Origin of the sequence: Nocardia sp. NBC_01730, assembly GCF_035920445.1 — a bacterium.
In the GTDB taxonomy this organism is placed as follows: Bacteria; Actinomycetota; Actinomycetes; order Mycobacteriales; family Mycobacteriaceae; genus Nocardia.
Genome location: NZ_CP109162.1, coordinates 7,406,745 through 7,423,547, shown reverse-complemented (window position 1 = coordinate 7,423,547; position 16,803 = coordinate 7,406,745). Strand labels below are relative to the sequence as shown.

Below are 16,803 nucleotides of genomic sequence, written 5' to 3'. Positions count from 1 at the left end.
TAGCGTATTATCCCGCCGCAAGCAGCCAGCGCGCCCCCAAGCGCCCTCGAAGGGGGAACTCAGAAGAGGCGGAATTCGTTGCTCTCCGTGCCACGCAGAGCGTCGTAATCCAGTGTGAGGCAGCGGATGCCGCGATCCCCGGCGAGCGTGCGCGCCTGCGGCTTTATCTGTTGGGCGGCGAAGACGCCGGCGACCGGAGCCAACAGCGGATCACGGTTGAGCAGTTCCAGGTAGCGGGTGAGCTGTTCGACGCCGTCGATTTCGCCACGGCGCTTGATCTCGACGGCGACCGTGCCTCCGTCGGCGTCCCGGCACAGCAGGTCCACCGGGCCGATCGCCGTCATGTACTCGCGGCGGATGAGGCTGTAGCCCGCACCGAGGGTCTGCACGTGCTCGGCGAGGAGTTCCTGGAGGTGGGCTTCCACCCCGTCTTTCACCAGACCCGGGTCGATCCCCAGTTCGTGCGAGGAGTCGTGTTCGATGTCCTCGATGGTGATGCGGAGTTCTTCTCCCGTCTTGTTGGTGACGACCCAGAGTGCCTTCGATCCCTCCGGCAGCTCCGCGTCGCCGTTGCGCTCGTTCAGCCGACATGGCGGGCTCATCCAGTTCAGCGGCTTGTATGAGCCGCCATCGGAGTGAACGAGGACCGAACCGTCCGCTTTCATCAGCAGTAGCCGGCGGGCCATCGGAAGATGGGCGGTGAGTCGCCCTACATAGTCGACCTGACAGCGAGCAATCACTAGGCGCACCCAAGCACTGTAGGCGAGCGCCCACCCGCGGCTGCCGTCAGCCCATGAGCAAGATCGCCGCGAGGACCGCGCTCACCGCGAGCAGCGCGGATTCGGCCCGGGTGAGCCGGTGCATCGTGGTCGCCCTGTTGCGGATCATGAAGAATCCGACGGCTGACCCGATCATGAACGACACGAGATGACCGACGTTGGTGAAGGTCTGCCCGATCAGCACACCCTCGGCGGCAACGATGAACCACACCGTGGCCCACGCGATCCGCCACCGGTACGGGACGGCCGCCACGAGTGCGCCGACCAGTGCCATGGCCCCGTAACTGACGCCGACGTCTTCCGCCCAGCGAATGTTCGCGGGCATCCACCCGGCCTCCACCGCCACCCAGAGGCCAGCCGCGACGAGCAACGTAGCGCCGATGTGGCCGGCCAGGAAGACGCGCACCAATCGCATGGCGCCGAAGCGCAGCTCGGCGAGGGCGAGCAGGCAGGCGAGCAGCGGGATCAGGATCCAGGCCGCACCGACGTCGCCGATCACGAACGCACTGGACAGCAGGGTCCCGACCTGTCCGTTCAGCAGGTTGTGCAGGTTCGTGCTTGCATGCAGCACCATCCTCGTCTGGGCCGAATCGCTCAGTACCGAGAAGATCGCCGAGACGATGACCAGCCCGGCCAGATATCCGGCCGTCGCGGGCAATCTCGGTCGCCACCAACGGCGTCGCGCCGGTGCGCGGGAATCGATCGGTGCCAGGTCCGCAGTCGTCGCGACAACCATGCACACCTCCGTTGTCCGCGCGGCGACGGCAATCTGCCTGCCGTCATCCATGATCAGTGTCCGCACTCTACGCAATCTTACTTTTCCCTGCGAGGTCACTGCGAAACACAGTTCTCGCCTGGAAATGCCGAAAGCCCCCGACGATGTCGAGGGCTTTCGTGAAAGGATGTTCCGGCGGTGTCCTACTCTCCCACACCCTGTCGGGTGCAGTACCATCGGCGCTGGCAGGCTTAGCTTCCGGGTTCGGAATGGGACCGGGCGTTTCCCTGCCGCTATGGCCGCCGTAACTCTGTGAAACTGTTCACGCGGCGCAACTCCCGGGGTGTTGTTGGGGGGTTGCGGTGCGGGCGTGTGTTGTTTCAGATACTGCACAGTGGACGCGTAGCTTCTTTGTTGGTAAGTCCTCGGCCTATTAGTACCGGTCACCTCCACACGTTACCGTGCTTCCAGTTCCGGCCTATCAACCCCATGGTCTGTAGGGGGCCTTAACCACTCGGTGGTGGTGAGAAACCTCATCTTGGAACAGGCTTCCCGCTTAGATGCTTTCAGCGGTTATCCCTTCCGAACGTAGCTAACCAGCAGTGCCCTTGGCAGGACAACTGGCACACCAGAGGTTCGTCCGTCCCGGTCCTCTCGTACTAGGGACAGCCTTCCTCAAGTTTCTGACGCGCGCGGCGGATAGAGACCGAACTGTCTCACGACGTTCTAAACCCAGCTCGCGTGCCGCTTTAATGGGCGAACAGCCCAACCCTTGGGACCTACTCCAGCCCCAGGATGCGACGAGCCGACATCGAGGTGCCAAACCATCCCGTCGATATGGACTCTTGGGGAAGATCAGCCTGTTATCCCCGGGGTACCTTTTATCCGTTGAGCGACACCGCTTCCACTTGCCGGTGCCGGATCACTAGTCCCGACTTTCGTCCCTGCTCGACATGTCTGTCTCACAGTCAAGCTCCCTTGTGCACTTGCACTCGACACCTGATTGCCAACCAGGCTGAGGGAACCTTTGGGCGCCTCCGTTACATTTTAGGAGGCAACCGCCCCAGTTAAACTACCCACCAGGCACTGTCCCTGAACCAGATCATGGTCCGAGGTTAGAAGTCCAATACGATCAGAGTGGTATTTCAACGATGACTCCACGAACACTGGCGTGCCCGCTTCATAGTCTCCCACCTATCCTACACAAACCGTACCGAACACCAATACCAAGCTATAGTGAAGGTCCCGGGGTCTTTTCGTCCTGCCGCGCGTAACGAGCATCTTTACTCGTAATGCAATTTCGCCGAGTCTGTGGTTGAGACAGCAGAGAAGTCGTTACGCCATTCGTGCAGGTCGGAACTTACCCGACAAGGAATTTCGCTACCTTAGGATGGTTATAGTTACCACCGCCGTTTACCGGGGCTTAAATTCTCAGCTTCGCACCCCGAAGGGCGCTAACCGGTCCTCTTAACCTTCCGGCACCGGGCAGGCGTCAGTCCGTATACATCGTCTTACGACTTCGCACGGACCTGTGTTTTTAGTAAACAGTCGCTTCTCTCTGGTCTCTGCGACCACACCCAGCTCAGACCGCGAGGGTCATCACCAGACGTGGTCCCCCTTCTCCCGAAGTTACGGGGGCATTTTGCCGAGTTCCTTAACCACAGTTCTCTCGATCGCCTCGGTATTCTCTACCTGACCACCTGTGTCGGTTTGGGGTACGGGCCGTGTATCAACTCACTAGAGGCTTTTCTCGGCAGCATAGGATCACTGAATTCACCTCAATCGGCTACGCATCACCTCTCAGGCACGTGTTGTGCGGATTTGCCTACACAACGCCCTACAGGCTTACACCAGTACAACCACTGACTGGCCCAGCTACCTTCCTGCGTCACCCCATCGCTTGACTACTACCAGCCGGGGTCGTGTGCAGCCCCTCACTCGAGACCCGAAGGCCTTCTCGGAGGTTTTGGACACTTAGCACAACTGATTCATCATGGGCGCGGATACACGGGTACGGGAATATCAACCCGTTGTCCATCGACTACGCCTGTCGGCCTCGCCTTAGGTCCCGACTCACCCTGGGCGGATTAACCTGGCCCAGGAACCCTTGGTCATTCGGCGGACGAGTTTCTCACTCGTCTTTCGCTACTCATGCCTGCATTCTCACTCCCACACCCTCCACCACTGGATCACTCCGTGGCTTCCCTGGATGCAGGACGCTCCCCTACCCACCCGAACCACTGCACACCCGACCGGAGTCGGATGCGGATGTATTGTTCGAGTGCCGCGGCTTCGGCGGTGTACTTGAGCCCCGCTACATTGTCGGCGCAGGATCACTTGACCAGTGAGCTATTACGCACTCTTTCAAGGGTGGCTGCTTCTAAGCCAACCTCCTGGTTGTCTTCGCGACCCCACATCCTTTTCCACTTAGTACACGCTTAGGGGCCTTAGCCGGCGATCTGGGCTGTTTCCCTCTCGACTACGAAGCTTATCCCCCGCAGTCTCACTGCCACGCTCTCACACACCGGCATTCGGAGTTTGGCTGATTTCGGTAAGCTTGTAGGCCCCCTAGACCATCCAGTAGCTCTACCTCCGGCGTGAAACACGTGACGCTGCACCTAAATGCATTTCGGGGAGAACCAGCTATCACGGAGTTTGATTGGCCTTTCACCCCTACCCACAACTCATCCCCTCAGTTTTCAACCTAAGTGGGTTCGGGCCTCCACGACGTCTTACCGTCGCTTCACCCTGGCCATGGGTAGATCACTCCGCTTCGGGTCTAGAACACGCGACTGGAACGCCCTATTCGGACTCGCTTTCGCTACGGCTACCCCACACGGGTTAACCTCGCCACATGCCACTAACTCGCAGGCTCATTCTTCAAAAGGCACGCCATCACCCCACACCCGAAGGCGAAGGCTCTGACGGATTGTAAGCGCACGGTTTCAGGTACTATTTCACTCCCCTCCCGGGGTACTTTTCACCTTTCCCTCACGGTACTAGTCCGCTATCGGTCACCAGGGAGTATTCAGGCTTACCGGGTGGTCCCGGCAGATTCACAGCAGATTTCACGGGCCCGCTGCTACTCGGGCACCCACTACAACAGAGCACGTGTTTTCGTCTACGGGACTCTCACCCTCTACGACAGGCCGTTCCAGACCACTTCGACTAACACGAACTTTTCTGACTGTTGCTTGCCACGGCAGTGACAAGAAAGTGAGCCCCACAACACCACACGGACAACCCCTGCCGGGTATCACATCCGCATGGTTTAGCCTCATCCGCTTTCGCTCGCCACTACTCACGGAATCACAATTGTTTTCTCTTCCTGCGGGTACTGAGATGTTTCACTTCCCCGCGTTCCCTCCACACACCCTATATATTCAGGTGTGGGTAACACGACATCACTCGTGCTGGGTTTCCCCATTCGGAAATCCTCGGATCTCAGCTCGGTTGACAGCTCCCCGAGGCTTATCGCAGCCTCCTACGTCCTTCATCGGCTCCTGGTGCCAAGGCATCCACCGTACGCTCTTAAACACTTACTAACAAAGATGCTCGCGTCCACTGTGCAGTTCTCAAACAACACACAAGACCGAACCTGACTCAGCACCAGCCGAGGATCCGAAAACCCTCGCGGTATGACTGAAGACCCAGCCTTGTCGTTATCTTGCCCAAGAGGAAACACTCGCGTGTTCTCTCAGGACCCAACAGTGTGTCGATATATTCACCGTGACCAACCACCGAGGATTGATCGAATGCGATAAAAGCTGTCAGCGTTCCACCCATGAGCGTCCGCAGTCCCACAGATGAGGACTCAACGGTCTCTGGCATCAACGTTTACCATCCCCGACTCTTCGGGGTGCGATGCAGAAGTGCTCCTTAGAAAGGAGGTGATCCAGCCGCACCTTCCGGTACGGCTACCTTGTTACGACTTCGTCCCAATCGCCAATCCCACCTTCGACGGCTCCCTCCCACAAGGGGTTAGGCCACCGGCTTCGGGTGTTACCGACTTTCATGACGTGACGGGCGGTGTGTACAAGGCCCGGGAACGTATTCACCGCAGCGTTGCTGATCTGCGATTACTAGCGACTCCAACTTCACGGGGTCGAGTTGCAGACCCCGATCCGAACTGAGACCGGCTTTAAGGGATTCGCTCCACCTCGCGGTATCGCAGCCCTCTGTACCGGCCATTGTAGCATGTGTGAAGCCCTGGACATAAGGGGCATGATGACTTGACGTCGTCCCCACCTTCCTCCGAGTTGACCCCGGCAGTCTCTCACGAGTCCCCGCCATTACGCGCTGGCAACATAAGATAAGGGTTGCGCTCGTTGCGGGACTTAACCCAACATCTCACGACACGAGCTGACGACAGCCATGCACCACCTGTACACCGACCACAAGGGGGCCTACATCTCTGCAGGTTTCCGGTGTATGTCAAACCCAGGTAAGGTTCTTCGCGTTGCATCGAATTAATCCACATGCTCCGCCGCTTGTGCGGGCCCCCGTCAATTCCTTTGAGTTTTAGCCTTGCGGCCGTACTCCCCAGGCGGGGTACTTAATGCGTTAGCTACGGCACGGATCCCGTGGAAGGAAACCCACACCTAGTACCCACCGTTTACGGCGTGGACTACCAGGGTATCTAATCCTGTTCGCTACCCACGCTTTCGCTTCTCAGCGTCAGTTACTTCCCAGAGACCCGCCTTCGCCACCGGTGTTCCTCCTGATATCTGCGCATTTCACCGCTACACCAGGAATTCCAGTCTCCCCTGAAGTACTCAAGTCTGCCCGTATCGCCTGCAAGCTCACAGTTGAGCTGTGAGTTTTCACAGACGACGCGACAAACCGCCTACAAGCTCTTTACGCCCAGTAATTCCGGACAACGCTCGCACCCTACGTATTACCGCGGCTGCTGGCACGTAGTTGGCCGGTGCTTCTTCTACTCCTACCGTCACTCTCGCTTCGTCGGAGTCGAAAGAGGTTTACAACCCGAAGGCCGTCATCCCTCACGCGGCGTCGCTGCATCAGGCTTTCGCCCATTGTGCAATATTCCCCACTGCTGCCTCCCGTAGGAGTCTGGGCCGTGTCTCAGTCCCAGTGTGGCCGGTCACCCTCTCAGGTCGGCTACCCGTCGTCGCCTTGGTGGGCCGTTACCCCACCAACAAGCTGATAGGCCGCGGGCCCATCTCGCACCGATAAATCTTTCCACCCTCGGACATGCATCCAAAGGTCCTATCCGGTATTAGACCCAGTTTCCCAGGCTTATCCCGAAGTACGAGGCAGATCACCCACGTGTTACTCACCCGTTCGCCGCTCGTGTACCCCGAAGGGCCTTACCGCTCGACTTGCATGTGTTAAGCACGCCGCCAGCGTTCGTCCTGAGCCAGGATCAAACTCTCCGTTGAAGACTCCAACCACACCCGAAAGGGTGCAATCAAAAGTATTTAAACCAGAGTCCGAAAACCCAGCAAAACAAAACGCCAACAAAATGTTGACTAAAATGTCCAACCTTCCAACCGGGGGGTATGAAAGGCCGGAACCAATAAAATATTGGCACTGACATTCATCGACACACTATTGAGTTCTCAAAGAACACACGCACACACCATCGCCCGGCGTTCAAACCGATTGATCAGTGAGGCAACTTATCAAGCTTAGCTCAAGCCGTTCACCCGAACAAAATCGGGGTCCCGATCGAACTAGTGTGAGCGTCAGGCGCTCCTCGTCCTACCTCGTTTCCCTAGCCTCTCGCTCAGCGTTTCCGCTCAGCTTCTCGGCCCCGGGTCGGTGTCCGTGTCGCTCTGACTTGGATAAAGTTACGTGTCTGCGTGAACGATGTCAAATCGCCTGGTCAGGAAGCATTTTCGGTAACGCGCCGGAAAGCGCCGCGCACTCGAGATCAATCCGCTGCGCCGACACGCTCCACCTGACCGCCCAATGACTGCAGCTGCTCGACGAAATTCGGGTAGCCGCGGTCGATATGGAAAACGTCGTGCACTTCCGTGGTTCCGTCGGCGACCAGACCGGCGAGGACCAGACCGGCACCGGCCCGGATATCGGAAGACCACACCGGCGCACTCGACAACCGAGGAATACCGCGCACCACCGCGTGGTGCCCATCGGTCCGCGCGTCGGCGCCGAGCCGGATCATCTCCTCCACGAACCGGAAACGCGCCTCGAAGATGTTCTCGGTGATCATCGAGGTGCCGTCGGCAATGGCCGCCAAACCGATCGCCATCGGCTGGAGGTCGGTCGGGAAACCGGGAAACGGCAGCGTCGAGAAGTTCACCGCACGCGGGCGCTCAGCCTGGATCACACGGAAGCCGTCCTGCTCGAATGAGATCCGCGCACCCGCGGAACGCAACTTGTCCAGCACCAGCGAAAGATGCTTGGGGTTGACTCCGGTCACCCGTACGTCACCTATCGTCATCGCCGCGGCGATCCCCCAGGTCGCGGCCACGATGCGGTCGCCGATCACACGGTGGGTCGTCGGCGACAGCCGCTCGACGCCCTGGATGGTGAGCACCGAGGTACCCGCGCCGCTGATCCGCGCGCCCATCTGGACAAGCATGTGGCACAGATCGACGATGTCGGGTTCGCGCGCGGCGTTGTCGATCACCGTCTCCCCCTCGGCGAGCACCGCCGCCATGAGGATGTTCTCGGTCGCGCCGACGGAGGGGAAGTCCAGCCGGATTTTGGCACCCTGCAGTTCGTCGGCCCGCGCGACCACACAGCCGTGCTCGATCTCGCTGGTCGCGCCGAGCAACCGCAGGCCCGCCTGATGCATGTCCAGCGGGCGCGAACCGATCGCGTCCCCGCCGGGGAGCGCGACGACGGCGCGCTTGCACCGCGCCATCAGCGGACCGAGCACACACACCGACGCGCGGAACTGGGTCACCGCGGGGAAATCCGCGTGGTACTTCGGCTCGGCGGGAGTGGTGATGGTGACCACCCCGCCGTCGATCCCGACGTCACAGCCGAGACCGCGCAACACGTCGCCCATCAGCGGCACATCGAGGATGTCCGGACAGTTCGTGATCGTGGTGGTGCCCTCGGCCAGCAACGCAGCCGCCATCAGCTTGAGGACGCTGTTCTTGGCGCCCCCCACCGTGACCTCACCGACGAGTCGATTCCCGCCAGTAACCAAAAACCGTTCCATGCCGCCTCTCCGCGTATTCGGCGCACTGTTGGTGCAAGGATAGTTGCGGCGGCCCGCTATGGTGCCGCCTCTTCGCCACACCACTCGCCTCACCGCATTATTTGCCGAGCGGCAGGTGCCGCGAGGTGGACATTTTTGCGGGCGACGGTTCGGATCCCGTCACATTTCCGGCATACCCGGTGGGTTGTTTCGTGTACTCGCGTGTCCTCACTACACGATCAGGTGCTCCTCCGGTCCCCGCCAGGCTTCCACAGGATATCGCCGCCGGGATTTGCCGCTCGGCTCAGGATGAACAGCAGGTCGGATAGACGATTGAGGTACTTGGCGGGCAGAACGCCGGTGTCCTCCTGGTGCGCTTCGATCGCGGCCCATGCGGAACGTTCCGCGCGGCGGGCAACGGTGCGCGCCGTGTGCAGCAGTGCCGCAAGCGGCGTCCCGCCAGGCAGAATGAACGAGTTCAGCGTGGGCAGTCCGGCATTGAACTCGTCACACCAAGCTTCGAGACGATCGACGTACGGCTGGGTGACGCGCAGCGGCGGGTACTTCGGCTCTGCCACCACAGGTGTGGAGAGGTCCGCGCCCGCATCGAACAGATCGTTCTGTATCTGCCGCAGCACCGTGAGCATCCCCTCCTCCGGCTGCCCGAGTGCGATCGCCACACCGATGGCGGCGTTCGTCTCGTCGCAGTCCGCGTAGGCGACCAAGCGCGCGTCGGTCTTGGCGACCCGGGAGAAGTCACTCAACCCCGTGGTTCCGTCATCGCCGGTCCGCGTATAGATCCGCGTCAAATGCACGCTCACGGCTGCACCTCACTGACGCTCGGCGTCGTCGTGCGCGGATGCGCGCTGCGTTTCCGGTTCACTCGCTGACGCTCGCTCATCGACTGCACCTCGCCGGCGCTCGGCTCCGTCATGACCGAGCGATACTCGGCTGTGTCTGTTGTTCGCTCGCTCCGCTCGCTCACAAGACAACCTTATGTGTTCAGAGACCAGGCATCCGGCGGGTGCGGTCGGAGGGGCGGGATTCCACCCAGGAAAGAAAAGCGGTCAAGGAGTCGCGGTCGAGGGCCAACTCGAAGCCGCCGGTCCGCTCCGACACCGCGATCACCGCGATCCCATCGGTCATGATGTCGTATTCGTCGCCGCGCGGACCGCGGCGGTCACCGATTTCGATGCCTTGGCGCCGAATCGTGGAATCGGGGCCCAGTTTGAGGCTGGTGAGCTTGAAGAAGACGAGCCGATCCTCGTCGTAACGGATCAACCCGTGCCGCCAACCCTGACCACCGCGAGCGGGCAGCACCCGCAGAATCGCGGCAGTTCCGCCGCGGCGCAACATGATCAGGCGATAGGTCGAGGCAAGCGCGAGAAAAACGAGCGTCAGCACCAGAATGATCAGGAGAACCATCCCGGTCTGCAATGCAGTTCGTCCCTTCGCTCCGCCGCTGTGTCGTCGACACCTCGCGGTCATTCAACCACGGCCCTGAGTTTACAAATGGCCCGGCCGTGTCCGACCGTTGCGGGCGATCCGACAGTGCCTCGACAAGCGCGCTCGCCGTGCGTCTACAAATACGCTGTCGGCGGTGAAGAAATCTTCACCGCCGACAGCCGTCGTGCTCAATGACAGGTTGTTGCTTACACGTTCGAGTTCTGCTCGACCGCGCGCACCCGAGCCTGAGCAGCCTTCTGCTGCTTCTGGCTGGCCTCCGAGTCGGCCAGTACCCGGCGCGCCGCCTCGACATCCACCTCGCCGGCGAACTCCGCGGACTCGGCCAGGACCCGGACCGAGTTCGCGGTCACCGAGAAGAAGCCACCGTGCACCGCGGCGACGATCCGCTCACCGTCGGTGTCCACGATGGCGACGGTGCCGCCCTCGACCAGCTGGCCGAGCAGCGGCTCGTGCCCCGGCATGATGCCGATCTGGCCCTCGGTGGTCTGTGCGCTGACGAACGACGCCTGGCCGGACCAGAGCAATCGCTCGACGGCGACGAGATCAACTGACATTTCCGCCATCAGTGACTACTTTCCGGCGATCTTCTTCGCGGCCGCCTCGACGTCGTCGAGACCACCGCAGCTGTTGAACGCCTGCTCAGGGAAGTGGTCGAACTCGCCCTTGCAGACACGGTCGAAGTCGTCGATGGTCTGCTCCAGCGGCACGACCGAGCCCACCTGCCCGGTGAACTTCTCGGCCACGATGAAGTTCTGGCCGAGGAACTTCTCCAGACGACGGGCGCGGCCCACCAGGACCTTGTCCTCCTCGGAGAGCTCGTCCATGCCGAGGATGGCGATGATGTCCTGCAGCTCCTTGTACTTCTGCAGGATCCGCTTCACCTCGTTGGCTACCGCGAAGTGCCGATCACCGACGATCGAAGCCTCCAGGATGCGGGAGGTCGAGGTCAGCGGGTCGACGGCCGGGTAGATGCCCTTCTGCGAGATCGGCCGGGAAAGCTCGGTCGTCGCGTCCAAGTGGGCGAAGGTGGTCGCCGGCGCCGGGTCGGTGTAGTCGTCGGCGGGCACGTAGATGGCCTGCAGCGAGGTGATGGACCGACCACGGGTCGAGGTGATGCGCTCCTGCAGCTCACCCATCTCGTCGGCCAGCGTCGGCTGATAACCGACCGCCGAGGGCATGCGGCCGAGCAGGGTCGACACCTCGGAGCCAGCCTGTGTGAACCGGAAGATGTTGTCGATGAACAGCAGAACGTCCTGGTGCTGCACATCGCGGAAGTACTCGGCCATGGTCAAGGCCGAGAGAGCGACGCGCATACGGGTGCCCGGCGGCTCGTCCATCTGGCCGAAGACGAGGGCGGTGTCCGGGAGGACGCCCATCTCTTCCATCTCCAGCCGGAGGTCGGTTCCCTCACGGGTGCGCTCGCCGACGCCGGCGAACACGGAGGTACCGGAGAACTCCCGCGCGATACGGGTGATCATCTCCTGGATCAGAACGGTCTTGCCGACACCGGCGCCACCGAACAGACCGATCTTGCCACCCTTCACGTACGGGGTGAGCAGGTCGATGACCTTGATGCCCGTCTCCAGGATCTCAGTCTTGCCCTCGAGCTGGTCGAACGACGGCGGCTTACGGTGGATGCCCCACTGCTCGCCCTCGCGGCCGAGACCGGGGGTGTCCAGGCAGTCGCCGAGGGCGTTGAAGACGTGGCCCTTGACGACGTCACCGACCGGCACCGAGATCGGCTTGCCGGTGTCGGTGACAGTGGCGCCACGGACCAGGCCGTCGGTCGGCTGCATCGAGATGGTGCGCACGATGTTGTCGCCGAGGTGCTGGGCGACCTCGAGGGTCAGGGTCTTGGCCACCGAGGTCAACGTGATCTCGGCGTGCAGAGCGTTGAACAGTTCGGGGATGGCTCCCCGCGGGAACTCGACGTCCACGACGGGGCCGATGACCCGGACGACGCGGCCTGCGGCGGCGCCCGTCCGGCTCGTGTTGTCTCGAGTAACAGCTGCGGTCATTGGTTGGTTCTCTTCCGTGTCGATTGGCGGCATTCGCGGGGCCCTTGGTGGTTACGCACGCTTCCGCCTCCGTGCCCAACGCTCATGCCGTGTCGATTGGCGGCATTCGCGGGGCTCTTCGTGGCTACGCACGCTTCCGCCTCCGTGCCCGTCTCATGCCGCGGCGCTTAGCCGCGGTCCGAGTTCGACGCCAGCGCGTTCACGCCGCCGACGATTTCGCTGATTTCCTGCGTGATCTGGGCCTGACGCACCGAGTTGGCCTGGCGGGTGAGCACACTGGCCAGTTCGTTGGCGTTGTCGGTGGCGGCCTTCATTGCGGTGCGCCGAGCCGCAGACTCGGATGCCGCTGCCTCGAGCAACGACGCGTAGATACGCGTATTGACGTACTTCGGCAGCAGCGCCGCCAGCAGTACATCGGCGTCGGGCTCGAATTCGTACTGCGCGTGGACGTCCGCGGTCGCGGAATCCGAGAGGCTGTCCTCGCCCAGGTCGAAGTTCTCGTCGACGAAGCTCACCTGGATCGGCGCAAGACGGCGCACCTCCGGGTTCTGGGTCAGCATCGACACGAAGCGGGTGTACACGATGTGCAGTTCGTCGACACCTGCGATGGTGCCCGTCCCGTCCGGTGCGGGGACCTCGCCGTCCGCACCGGCCATGAAGGCTTCCACCAGGTGGTGGCAGGCGGCCGAAGCATCGGTGTACTTCGGCTGCTGCGAGAACCCGGTCCAGGCCGACACGAACGGGCGATTGCGGAAGGTGTAGTACGTCAGGCCTTTGTTGCCCATGACGTAGAGCACCGGCTCCTTGCCCTCATCCCGCAAGGTGGTCATCAGCTCTTCGGCGCGTTTGAGCACGTTCGAGTTGTAGCCACCGCACATGCCGCTGTCGCTGGTGATCACCAGCACCGCGGCACGACGGGCGTTGGGGCGCTCGGTCAGCAGCGGGTGCGCGAGGTTCTTCGACGCACTCGCCAGCTCGCTGAGAACCTTGGTGATCTCCTCCGCGTACGGCTTCGCAGCCGCAACCCTCGCCTGGGCCTTGGAGATTCGCGAGGTCGCGATCAGCTCTTGGGCCTTGGTGATCTTCTTGATCGAATTCACACCACGAATGCGGGAGCGCAATTCACGCAAGCTTGCCATCAGCGGTTCACACTCCCTTCCTTCGCGGCAGTAGATTGGCAGCACTCGCGGGGCACTTCGTGTGCGCGTATACCTTGCGTAGCGCGGCGTCGACGGCCCCACACGGTATACCTTGCTCCTTTGTGCCCGTCGCTCATGCCGCGGATCGAATAGCGCATTGCAGGCCCGCGTTACTTCTCGACATGCTTGCGGGTCACCGACAGCGACTCGACCTCTTCGTGGTCGAGCTCGCCGGCGTCCTCCTCAACCACGCGACTACCGTCGGCGGCGAGGAAGCCCTGCTTGAACTTGTCGGTCGCCGCCTTGATCGCGTCGGCCGCGTCACCGTCGAGCACCTTGCCGCCCGCGATGGACTTGAACGCGTCGGCCGCGGTGCGGTGCAGGTCCTCCAGCAGCTCGGTGCTGAATCGGCGGATGTCGGCGACCGGAACCGAGTCGTAGTAGCCGCCATCAACCAAATAGATCGAGACGATCTGGTCCTCGACCGCGACCGGCGAGTACTGGTCCTGCTTGAGCAGCTCCACCCAGCGGGCGCCGCGCTCGAGCTGCGCCAGCGACGCGGCGTCGAGGTCGGAGGCGAAGGCGGAGAACGCCTCCAGCTCGCGGTACTGGGCCATTTCCAGACGCAGCGAACCGGCGACCTTCTTCATGCCCTTGGTCTGAGCGGCGCCACCGACGCGGGAGACCGAGGTACCGACGTTGATCGCCGGGCGGACGCCCTTGTTGAACAGGTCGGACTCGAGGAAGACCTGGCCGTCGGTGATGGAGATGACGTTGGTCGGAATGAACGCCGAGATGTCGTTGGCCTTGGTCTCGATGATCGGCAGACCGGTCATCGAGCCCGCGCCCATCTCGTCGGACAGCTTCGCGCAACGCTCCAGAAGACGGGAGTGGAGGTAGAAGACGTCACCCGGGTACGCCTCGCGGCCCGGCGGGCGACGCAGCAGCAGCGAGATGGCGCGGTACGCCTCGGCCTGCTTGGTCAGGTCGTCGAACACGATCAGGACGTGCTTGCCCTGGTACATCCAGTGCTGGCCGATGGCCGAACCGGTGTACGGAGCCAGCCACTTGAAGCCGGCGGAGTCCGACGCGGGAGCCGCGACGATGGTGGTGTACTCCATCGCGCCGTGCTGCTCCAGCGCGGTCTTGACGCCCGCGATGGTAGAGCCCTTCTGGCCGATCGCGACGTAGATGCAGCGCATCTGCTTCGTCGGGTCACCCGATTCCCAGTTCGCCTTCTGCGCCAGGATCGCGTCGATGCAGACGGCGGTCTTACCGGTCTTGCGGTCGCCGATGATGAGCTGACGCTGGCCACGGCCGATCGCGGTCAGCGCGTCGATAGCGGTGATGCCGGTGGCCATCGGCTCCTCGACCGGCTGGCGCTCCAGCACAGACGCGGCCTGCAGCTCGAGCACGCGCTGCTCTTCGGCCTCGATCTCGCCGAGACCGTCGATCGGCTGGCCGAGCGGGTTCACGACGCGGCCGAGGAACTTGTCGCCGACTGGAACCGAGAGCACATCACCGGTCCGGCGAACCTCCTGGCCCTCCTCGATCTCGGCGAACTCGCCGAGGATGACCGCACCGATCGCACGGTCCTCGAGGTTCAGCGCGACGCCGAGCACGCCGCCAGGGAACTCGAGCAGCTCGTTGGCCATCGCCGAGGGCAGGCCGCTGACATGCGCGATGCCGTCGCTGGTATCGGTGACCACACCGACTTCTTCGATGGAGGTCTCGGGGGTGTAGCTCTGGGTGTAGCTCTCGATCGCGCTACGGATCTCGTCGGAGGAGATCGTCAGCTCCGCCATGTTCTTCCTGCTCTCGCTGTCTGGGTCTGGAATGTCGGGTGGTGGTAGCGCGCTAGGTCAGGGCCCGGCGCAGCTTTTCCAGTCGGCCGATGGCGCTGCCGTCGATCACATCGTCACCGATGTGCACGACGAGTCCGCTCAGCAAACTCGGGTCGACCTGGACATGCACCGTGATCGCCCTGCCGTAGATGCGCCGCAGCGACGCGGCCAGCCGCTCGCGCTGCCGCTGGGTGAGCGCGATCGCGGCGCGCACATGCGCGACGATCTGATCGCGACGACCCGCTGCCAGGTCGGACAGCTCGTCGAAGGCGGCGCCGATGCTCGACCGCTGCCTGGTCACCACCTGCTCCGCCAGGGTCAGGGTGATGGGCTCCGTCTTGCCCGTCAGCAGACGGGCGACCAGATCGCGCTTGGCCGAGGCCGACTTCGCCCGATCCGACAGTGCCTGCTCCAACTCCGGGTTGTCGCTGATGATCCGGCCGAGCCGGAACAGCTCGTCCTCGACCGCGTCGAGCCGGCCGCTGTCGGCCGCCGACGCCAGCAACGCCTCCTGACCGAGCAGCACCAAGGTGCCGACCAGGTCCGAGGTGCGCGACCAGTTCTGGGCCACCGCTGTGGTCAGTACCGCCAGCGTGGCAGCGCTGACCTTGCCGCCGAAGACCCGCTCGCACAGATCCGCGCGCACGGACCCCGGCACCGACACGTCCGCGAGCGCCACACGCAGCGAACGCTGGTCGTCCAGCACGGCGACAACGGCGAACAGTTCGGACCCCGTCGTGGCCGCAACACTGTCACTTCCGGTCAGAGCGGCCCGAAGCGCCTCCCGGGACCGGGAGCTGGCTTCGCGGCTCGCTGCGTACATGCTTCTCACTTTCGCGTCGTTACCTTCCGACCCCGATGCCCGCATCCGACTCGTCGAGTTCGTCGAGGAACCGCTCGATCGATGCCGCCTGCTTGGCTTCGTCCGAAACCGACTGCCCGATAATCTTTTCGGCCAGATCGACGGCCGTGCGGCCGACCTCGGAGCGCAGCTCGGTCAGGATCTGCTGGCGCTGGGCTTCCAGCTGGGTGTGGCCCGCCGCGACGATGCGGTCGCTTTCGGCCTGGGCCTCGGCGCGCATCTGCGCGAGGATCTGCTGGCCTTGGGTGCGCGCGTCCTCACGGATCCGCGCGGCCTCGAGCCGGGCTTCGGCCAGCTGCTGTTGGTACTGCTGCAGGGTGAGCTGGGCTTCTTCCTGCGCGGCCTCGGCACGAGCGATGCCGCCCTCGATCTTGTCGGAGCGCTCATCGAGCGTCTTCATCAGGCGCGGGATCACGTATTTGTAGAACAGGATCCCGATGATGACGACGCAGACGATCGACCAGACGATGTCATACGTTTCGGGGATGAGAGGATTCACTTCCTCTCCCTCCGCCGCCGCGAGCAAAGCTGACTCGTACATCGGAATCAGAAAATGAAGCCGGCGACGAGGCCGATCAGGGCCAGCGCCTCGGTGAACGCGATACCGAGGAACATATTGGTCCGGATGGTGCCCTGCAGCTCAGGCTGGCGAGCAATACCCTCGATCGCCTTGCCGACGACGATGCCGACGCCGATGCCGGGGCCGATCGCGGCGAGACCGTAGCCGATGGCACCGAAACCCTTGAACTTGTCGGGGGTCGTCGCGGCTTCCTGGGCCAGGTAAGCGAGGCTCATGAGTCTTCCATTCCCTTTCTGTTGCTCACCCGCCGGTCGGCGTGGTGTA

12 protein-coding genes and 3 rRNA genes are annotated in these 16,803 nt (G+C 62.6%); all 15 read right to left on the bottom strand.

Annotation, left to right across the window (positions count from 1 at the left end; translation table 11 throughout):
* Window positions 1–59 precede the first annotated feature (59 nt).
* A complete protein-coding gene (gene nucS / locus OHB12_RS30730) occupies window positions 60–749 on the bottom strand; it encodes an endonuclease NucS (RefSeq protein ID WP_327113173.1) in 690 nt (229 codons plus the stop codon).
* A 37-nt stretch (window positions 750–786) separates the two neighbouring features.
* Window positions 787–1,581, bottom strand: a complete 795-nt coding sequence (locus tag OHB12_RS30725) for a rhomboid-like protein (protein ID WP_327113171.1) — start codon at window positions 1,579–1,581, stop codon at window positions 787–789.
* A 103-nt stretch (window positions 1,582–1,684) separates the two neighbouring features.
* Window positions 1,685–1,801, bottom strand: a 5S ribosomal RNA gene (rrf, locus tag OHB12_RS30720).
* A 106-nt stretch (window positions 1,802–1,907) separates the two neighbouring features.
* Window positions 1,908–5,039, bottom strand: a 23S ribosomal RNA gene (locus OHB12_RS30715).
* A gap of 338 nt (window positions 5,040–5,377) precedes the next feature.
* A 16S ribosomal RNA gene (locus OHB12_RS30710) occupies window positions 5,378–6,896 on the bottom strand.
* The 16S, 23S and 5S rRNA genes sit together here, the layout of an rRNA operon.
* A 494-nt stretch (window positions 6,897–7,390) precedes the next feature.
* A complete protein-coding gene (murA, locus tag OHB12_RS30705) occupies window positions 7,391–8,650 on the bottom strand; it encodes a UDP-N-acetylglucosamine 1-carboxyvinyltransferase (RefSeq protein WP_327113169.1) in 1,260 nt (419 codons plus the stop codon).
* Window positions 8,651–8,868: 218 nt separating this feature from the next.
* Window positions 8,869–9,450 carry a cob(I)yrinic acid a,c-diamide adenosyltransferase gene (locus tag OHB12_RS30700; protein WP_327113167.1) on the bottom strand — a complete coding sequence of 194 codons (582 nt, stop codon included), beginning with the start codon at window positions 9,448–9,450 and terminating at the stop codon, window positions 8,869–8,871.
* 181 nt (window positions 9,451–9,631) lie between these two features.
* Window positions 9,632–10,054: a DUF2550 domain-containing protein gene (locus OHB12_RS30695; RefSeq protein WP_327113165.1), complete on the bottom strand. Its 423-nt coding sequence runs from the start codon at window positions 10,052–10,054 to the stop codon at window positions 9,632–9,634.
* 227 nt (window positions 10,055–10,281) lie between these two features.
* A complete protein-coding gene (locus tag OHB12_RS30690; RefSeq protein WP_327113163.1) occupies window positions 10,282–10,659 on the bottom strand; it encodes a F0F1 ATP synthase subunit epsilon in 378 nt (125 codons plus the stop codon).
* 6 nt (window positions 10,660–10,665) lie between these two features.
* Window positions 10,666–12,114: a F0F1 ATP synthase subunit beta gene (atpD, locus tag OHB12_RS30685; protein ID WP_327113161.1), complete on the bottom strand. Its 1,449-nt coding sequence runs from the start codon at window positions 12,112–12,114 to the stop codon at window positions 10,666–10,668.
* A 167-nt stretch (window positions 12,115–12,281) separates the two neighbouring features.
* Window positions 12,282–13,253 (bottom strand): F0F1 ATP synthase subunit gamma, encoded by a 972-nt coding sequence (locus tag OHB12_RS30680; RefSeq protein WP_327113159.1) that lies wholly within the window; start codon window positions 13,251–13,253, stop codon window positions 12,282–12,284.
* A 170-nt stretch (window positions 13,254–13,423) separates the two neighbouring features.
* Complete coding sequence (gene atpA, locus OHB12_RS30675) at window positions 13,424–15,058, bottom strand: F0F1 ATP synthase subunit alpha (protein ID WP_327113157.1); 1,635 nt, start codon at window positions 15,056–15,058, stop codon at window positions 13,424–13,426.
* Between the two features lie 52 nt (window positions 15,059–15,110).
* Window positions 15,111–15,920 (bottom strand): F0F1 ATP synthase subunit delta, encoded by an 810-nt coding sequence (locus tag OHB12_RS30670; RefSeq protein ID WP_327113155.1) that lies wholly within the window; start codon window positions 15,918–15,920, stop codon window positions 15,111–15,113.
* Between the two features lie 19 nt (window positions 15,921–15,939).
* Window positions 15,940–16,500: a F0F1 ATP synthase subunit B gene (locus OHB12_RS30665; protein ID WP_327113153.1), complete on the bottom strand. Its 561-nt coding sequence runs from the start codon at window positions 16,498–16,500 to the stop codon at window positions 15,940–15,942.
* Between the two features lie 5 nt (window positions 16,501–16,505).
* Window positions 16,506–16,754 (bottom strand): ATP synthase F0 subunit C, encoded by a 249-nt coding sequence (locus OHB12_RS30660; RefSeq protein ID WP_327113151.1) that lies wholly within the window; start codon window positions 16,752–16,754, stop codon window positions 16,506–16,508.
* Window positions 16,755–16,803: the final 49 nt, after the last annotated feature.

What these genes read in the sequence shown, in the direction of transcription:
- OHB12_RS30670 (WP_327113155.1), bottom strand. Translation starts at nt 15,920, where the DNA reads ATGTACGCAGCGAGCCGCGAAGCCAGCTCCCGGTCCCGGGAGGCGCTT.
- OHB12_RS30665 (WP_327113153.1), bottom strand. Translation starts at nt 16,500, where the DNA reads ATGTACGAGTCAGCTTTGCTCGCGGCGGCGGAGGGAGAGGAAGTGAAT.
- murA (WP_327113169.1), bottom strand. Translation starts at nt 8,650, where the DNA reads ATGGAACGGTTTTTGGTTACTGGCGGGAATCGACTCGTCGGTGAGGTC.
- OHB12_RS30695 (WP_327113165.1), bottom strand. Translation starts at nt 10,054, where the DNA reads ATGGTTCTCCTGATCATTCTGGTGCTGACGCTCGTTTTTCTCGCGCTT.
- atpA (WP_327113157.1), bottom strand. Translation starts at nt 15,058, where the DNA reads ATGGCGGAGCTGACGATCTCCTCCGACGAGATCCGTAGCGCGATCGAG.
- OHB12_RS30680 (WP_327113159.1), bottom strand. Translation starts at nt 13,253, where the DNA reads ATGGCAAGCTTGCGTGAATTGCGCTCCCGCATTCGTGGTGTGAATTCG.
- OHB12_RS30660 (WP_327113151.1), bottom strand. Translation starts at nt 16,754, where the DNA reads ATGAGCCTCGCTTACCTGGCCCAGGAAGCCGCGACGACCCCCGACAAG.
- atpD (WP_327113161.1), bottom strand. Translation starts at nt 12,114, where the DNA reads ATGACCGCAGCTGTTACTCGAGACAACACGAGCCGGACGGGCGCCGCC.
- OHB12_RS30690 (WP_327113163.1), bottom strand. Translation starts at nt 10,659, where the DNA reads ATGGCGGAAATGTCAGTTGATCTCGTCGCCGTCGAGCGATTGCTCTGG.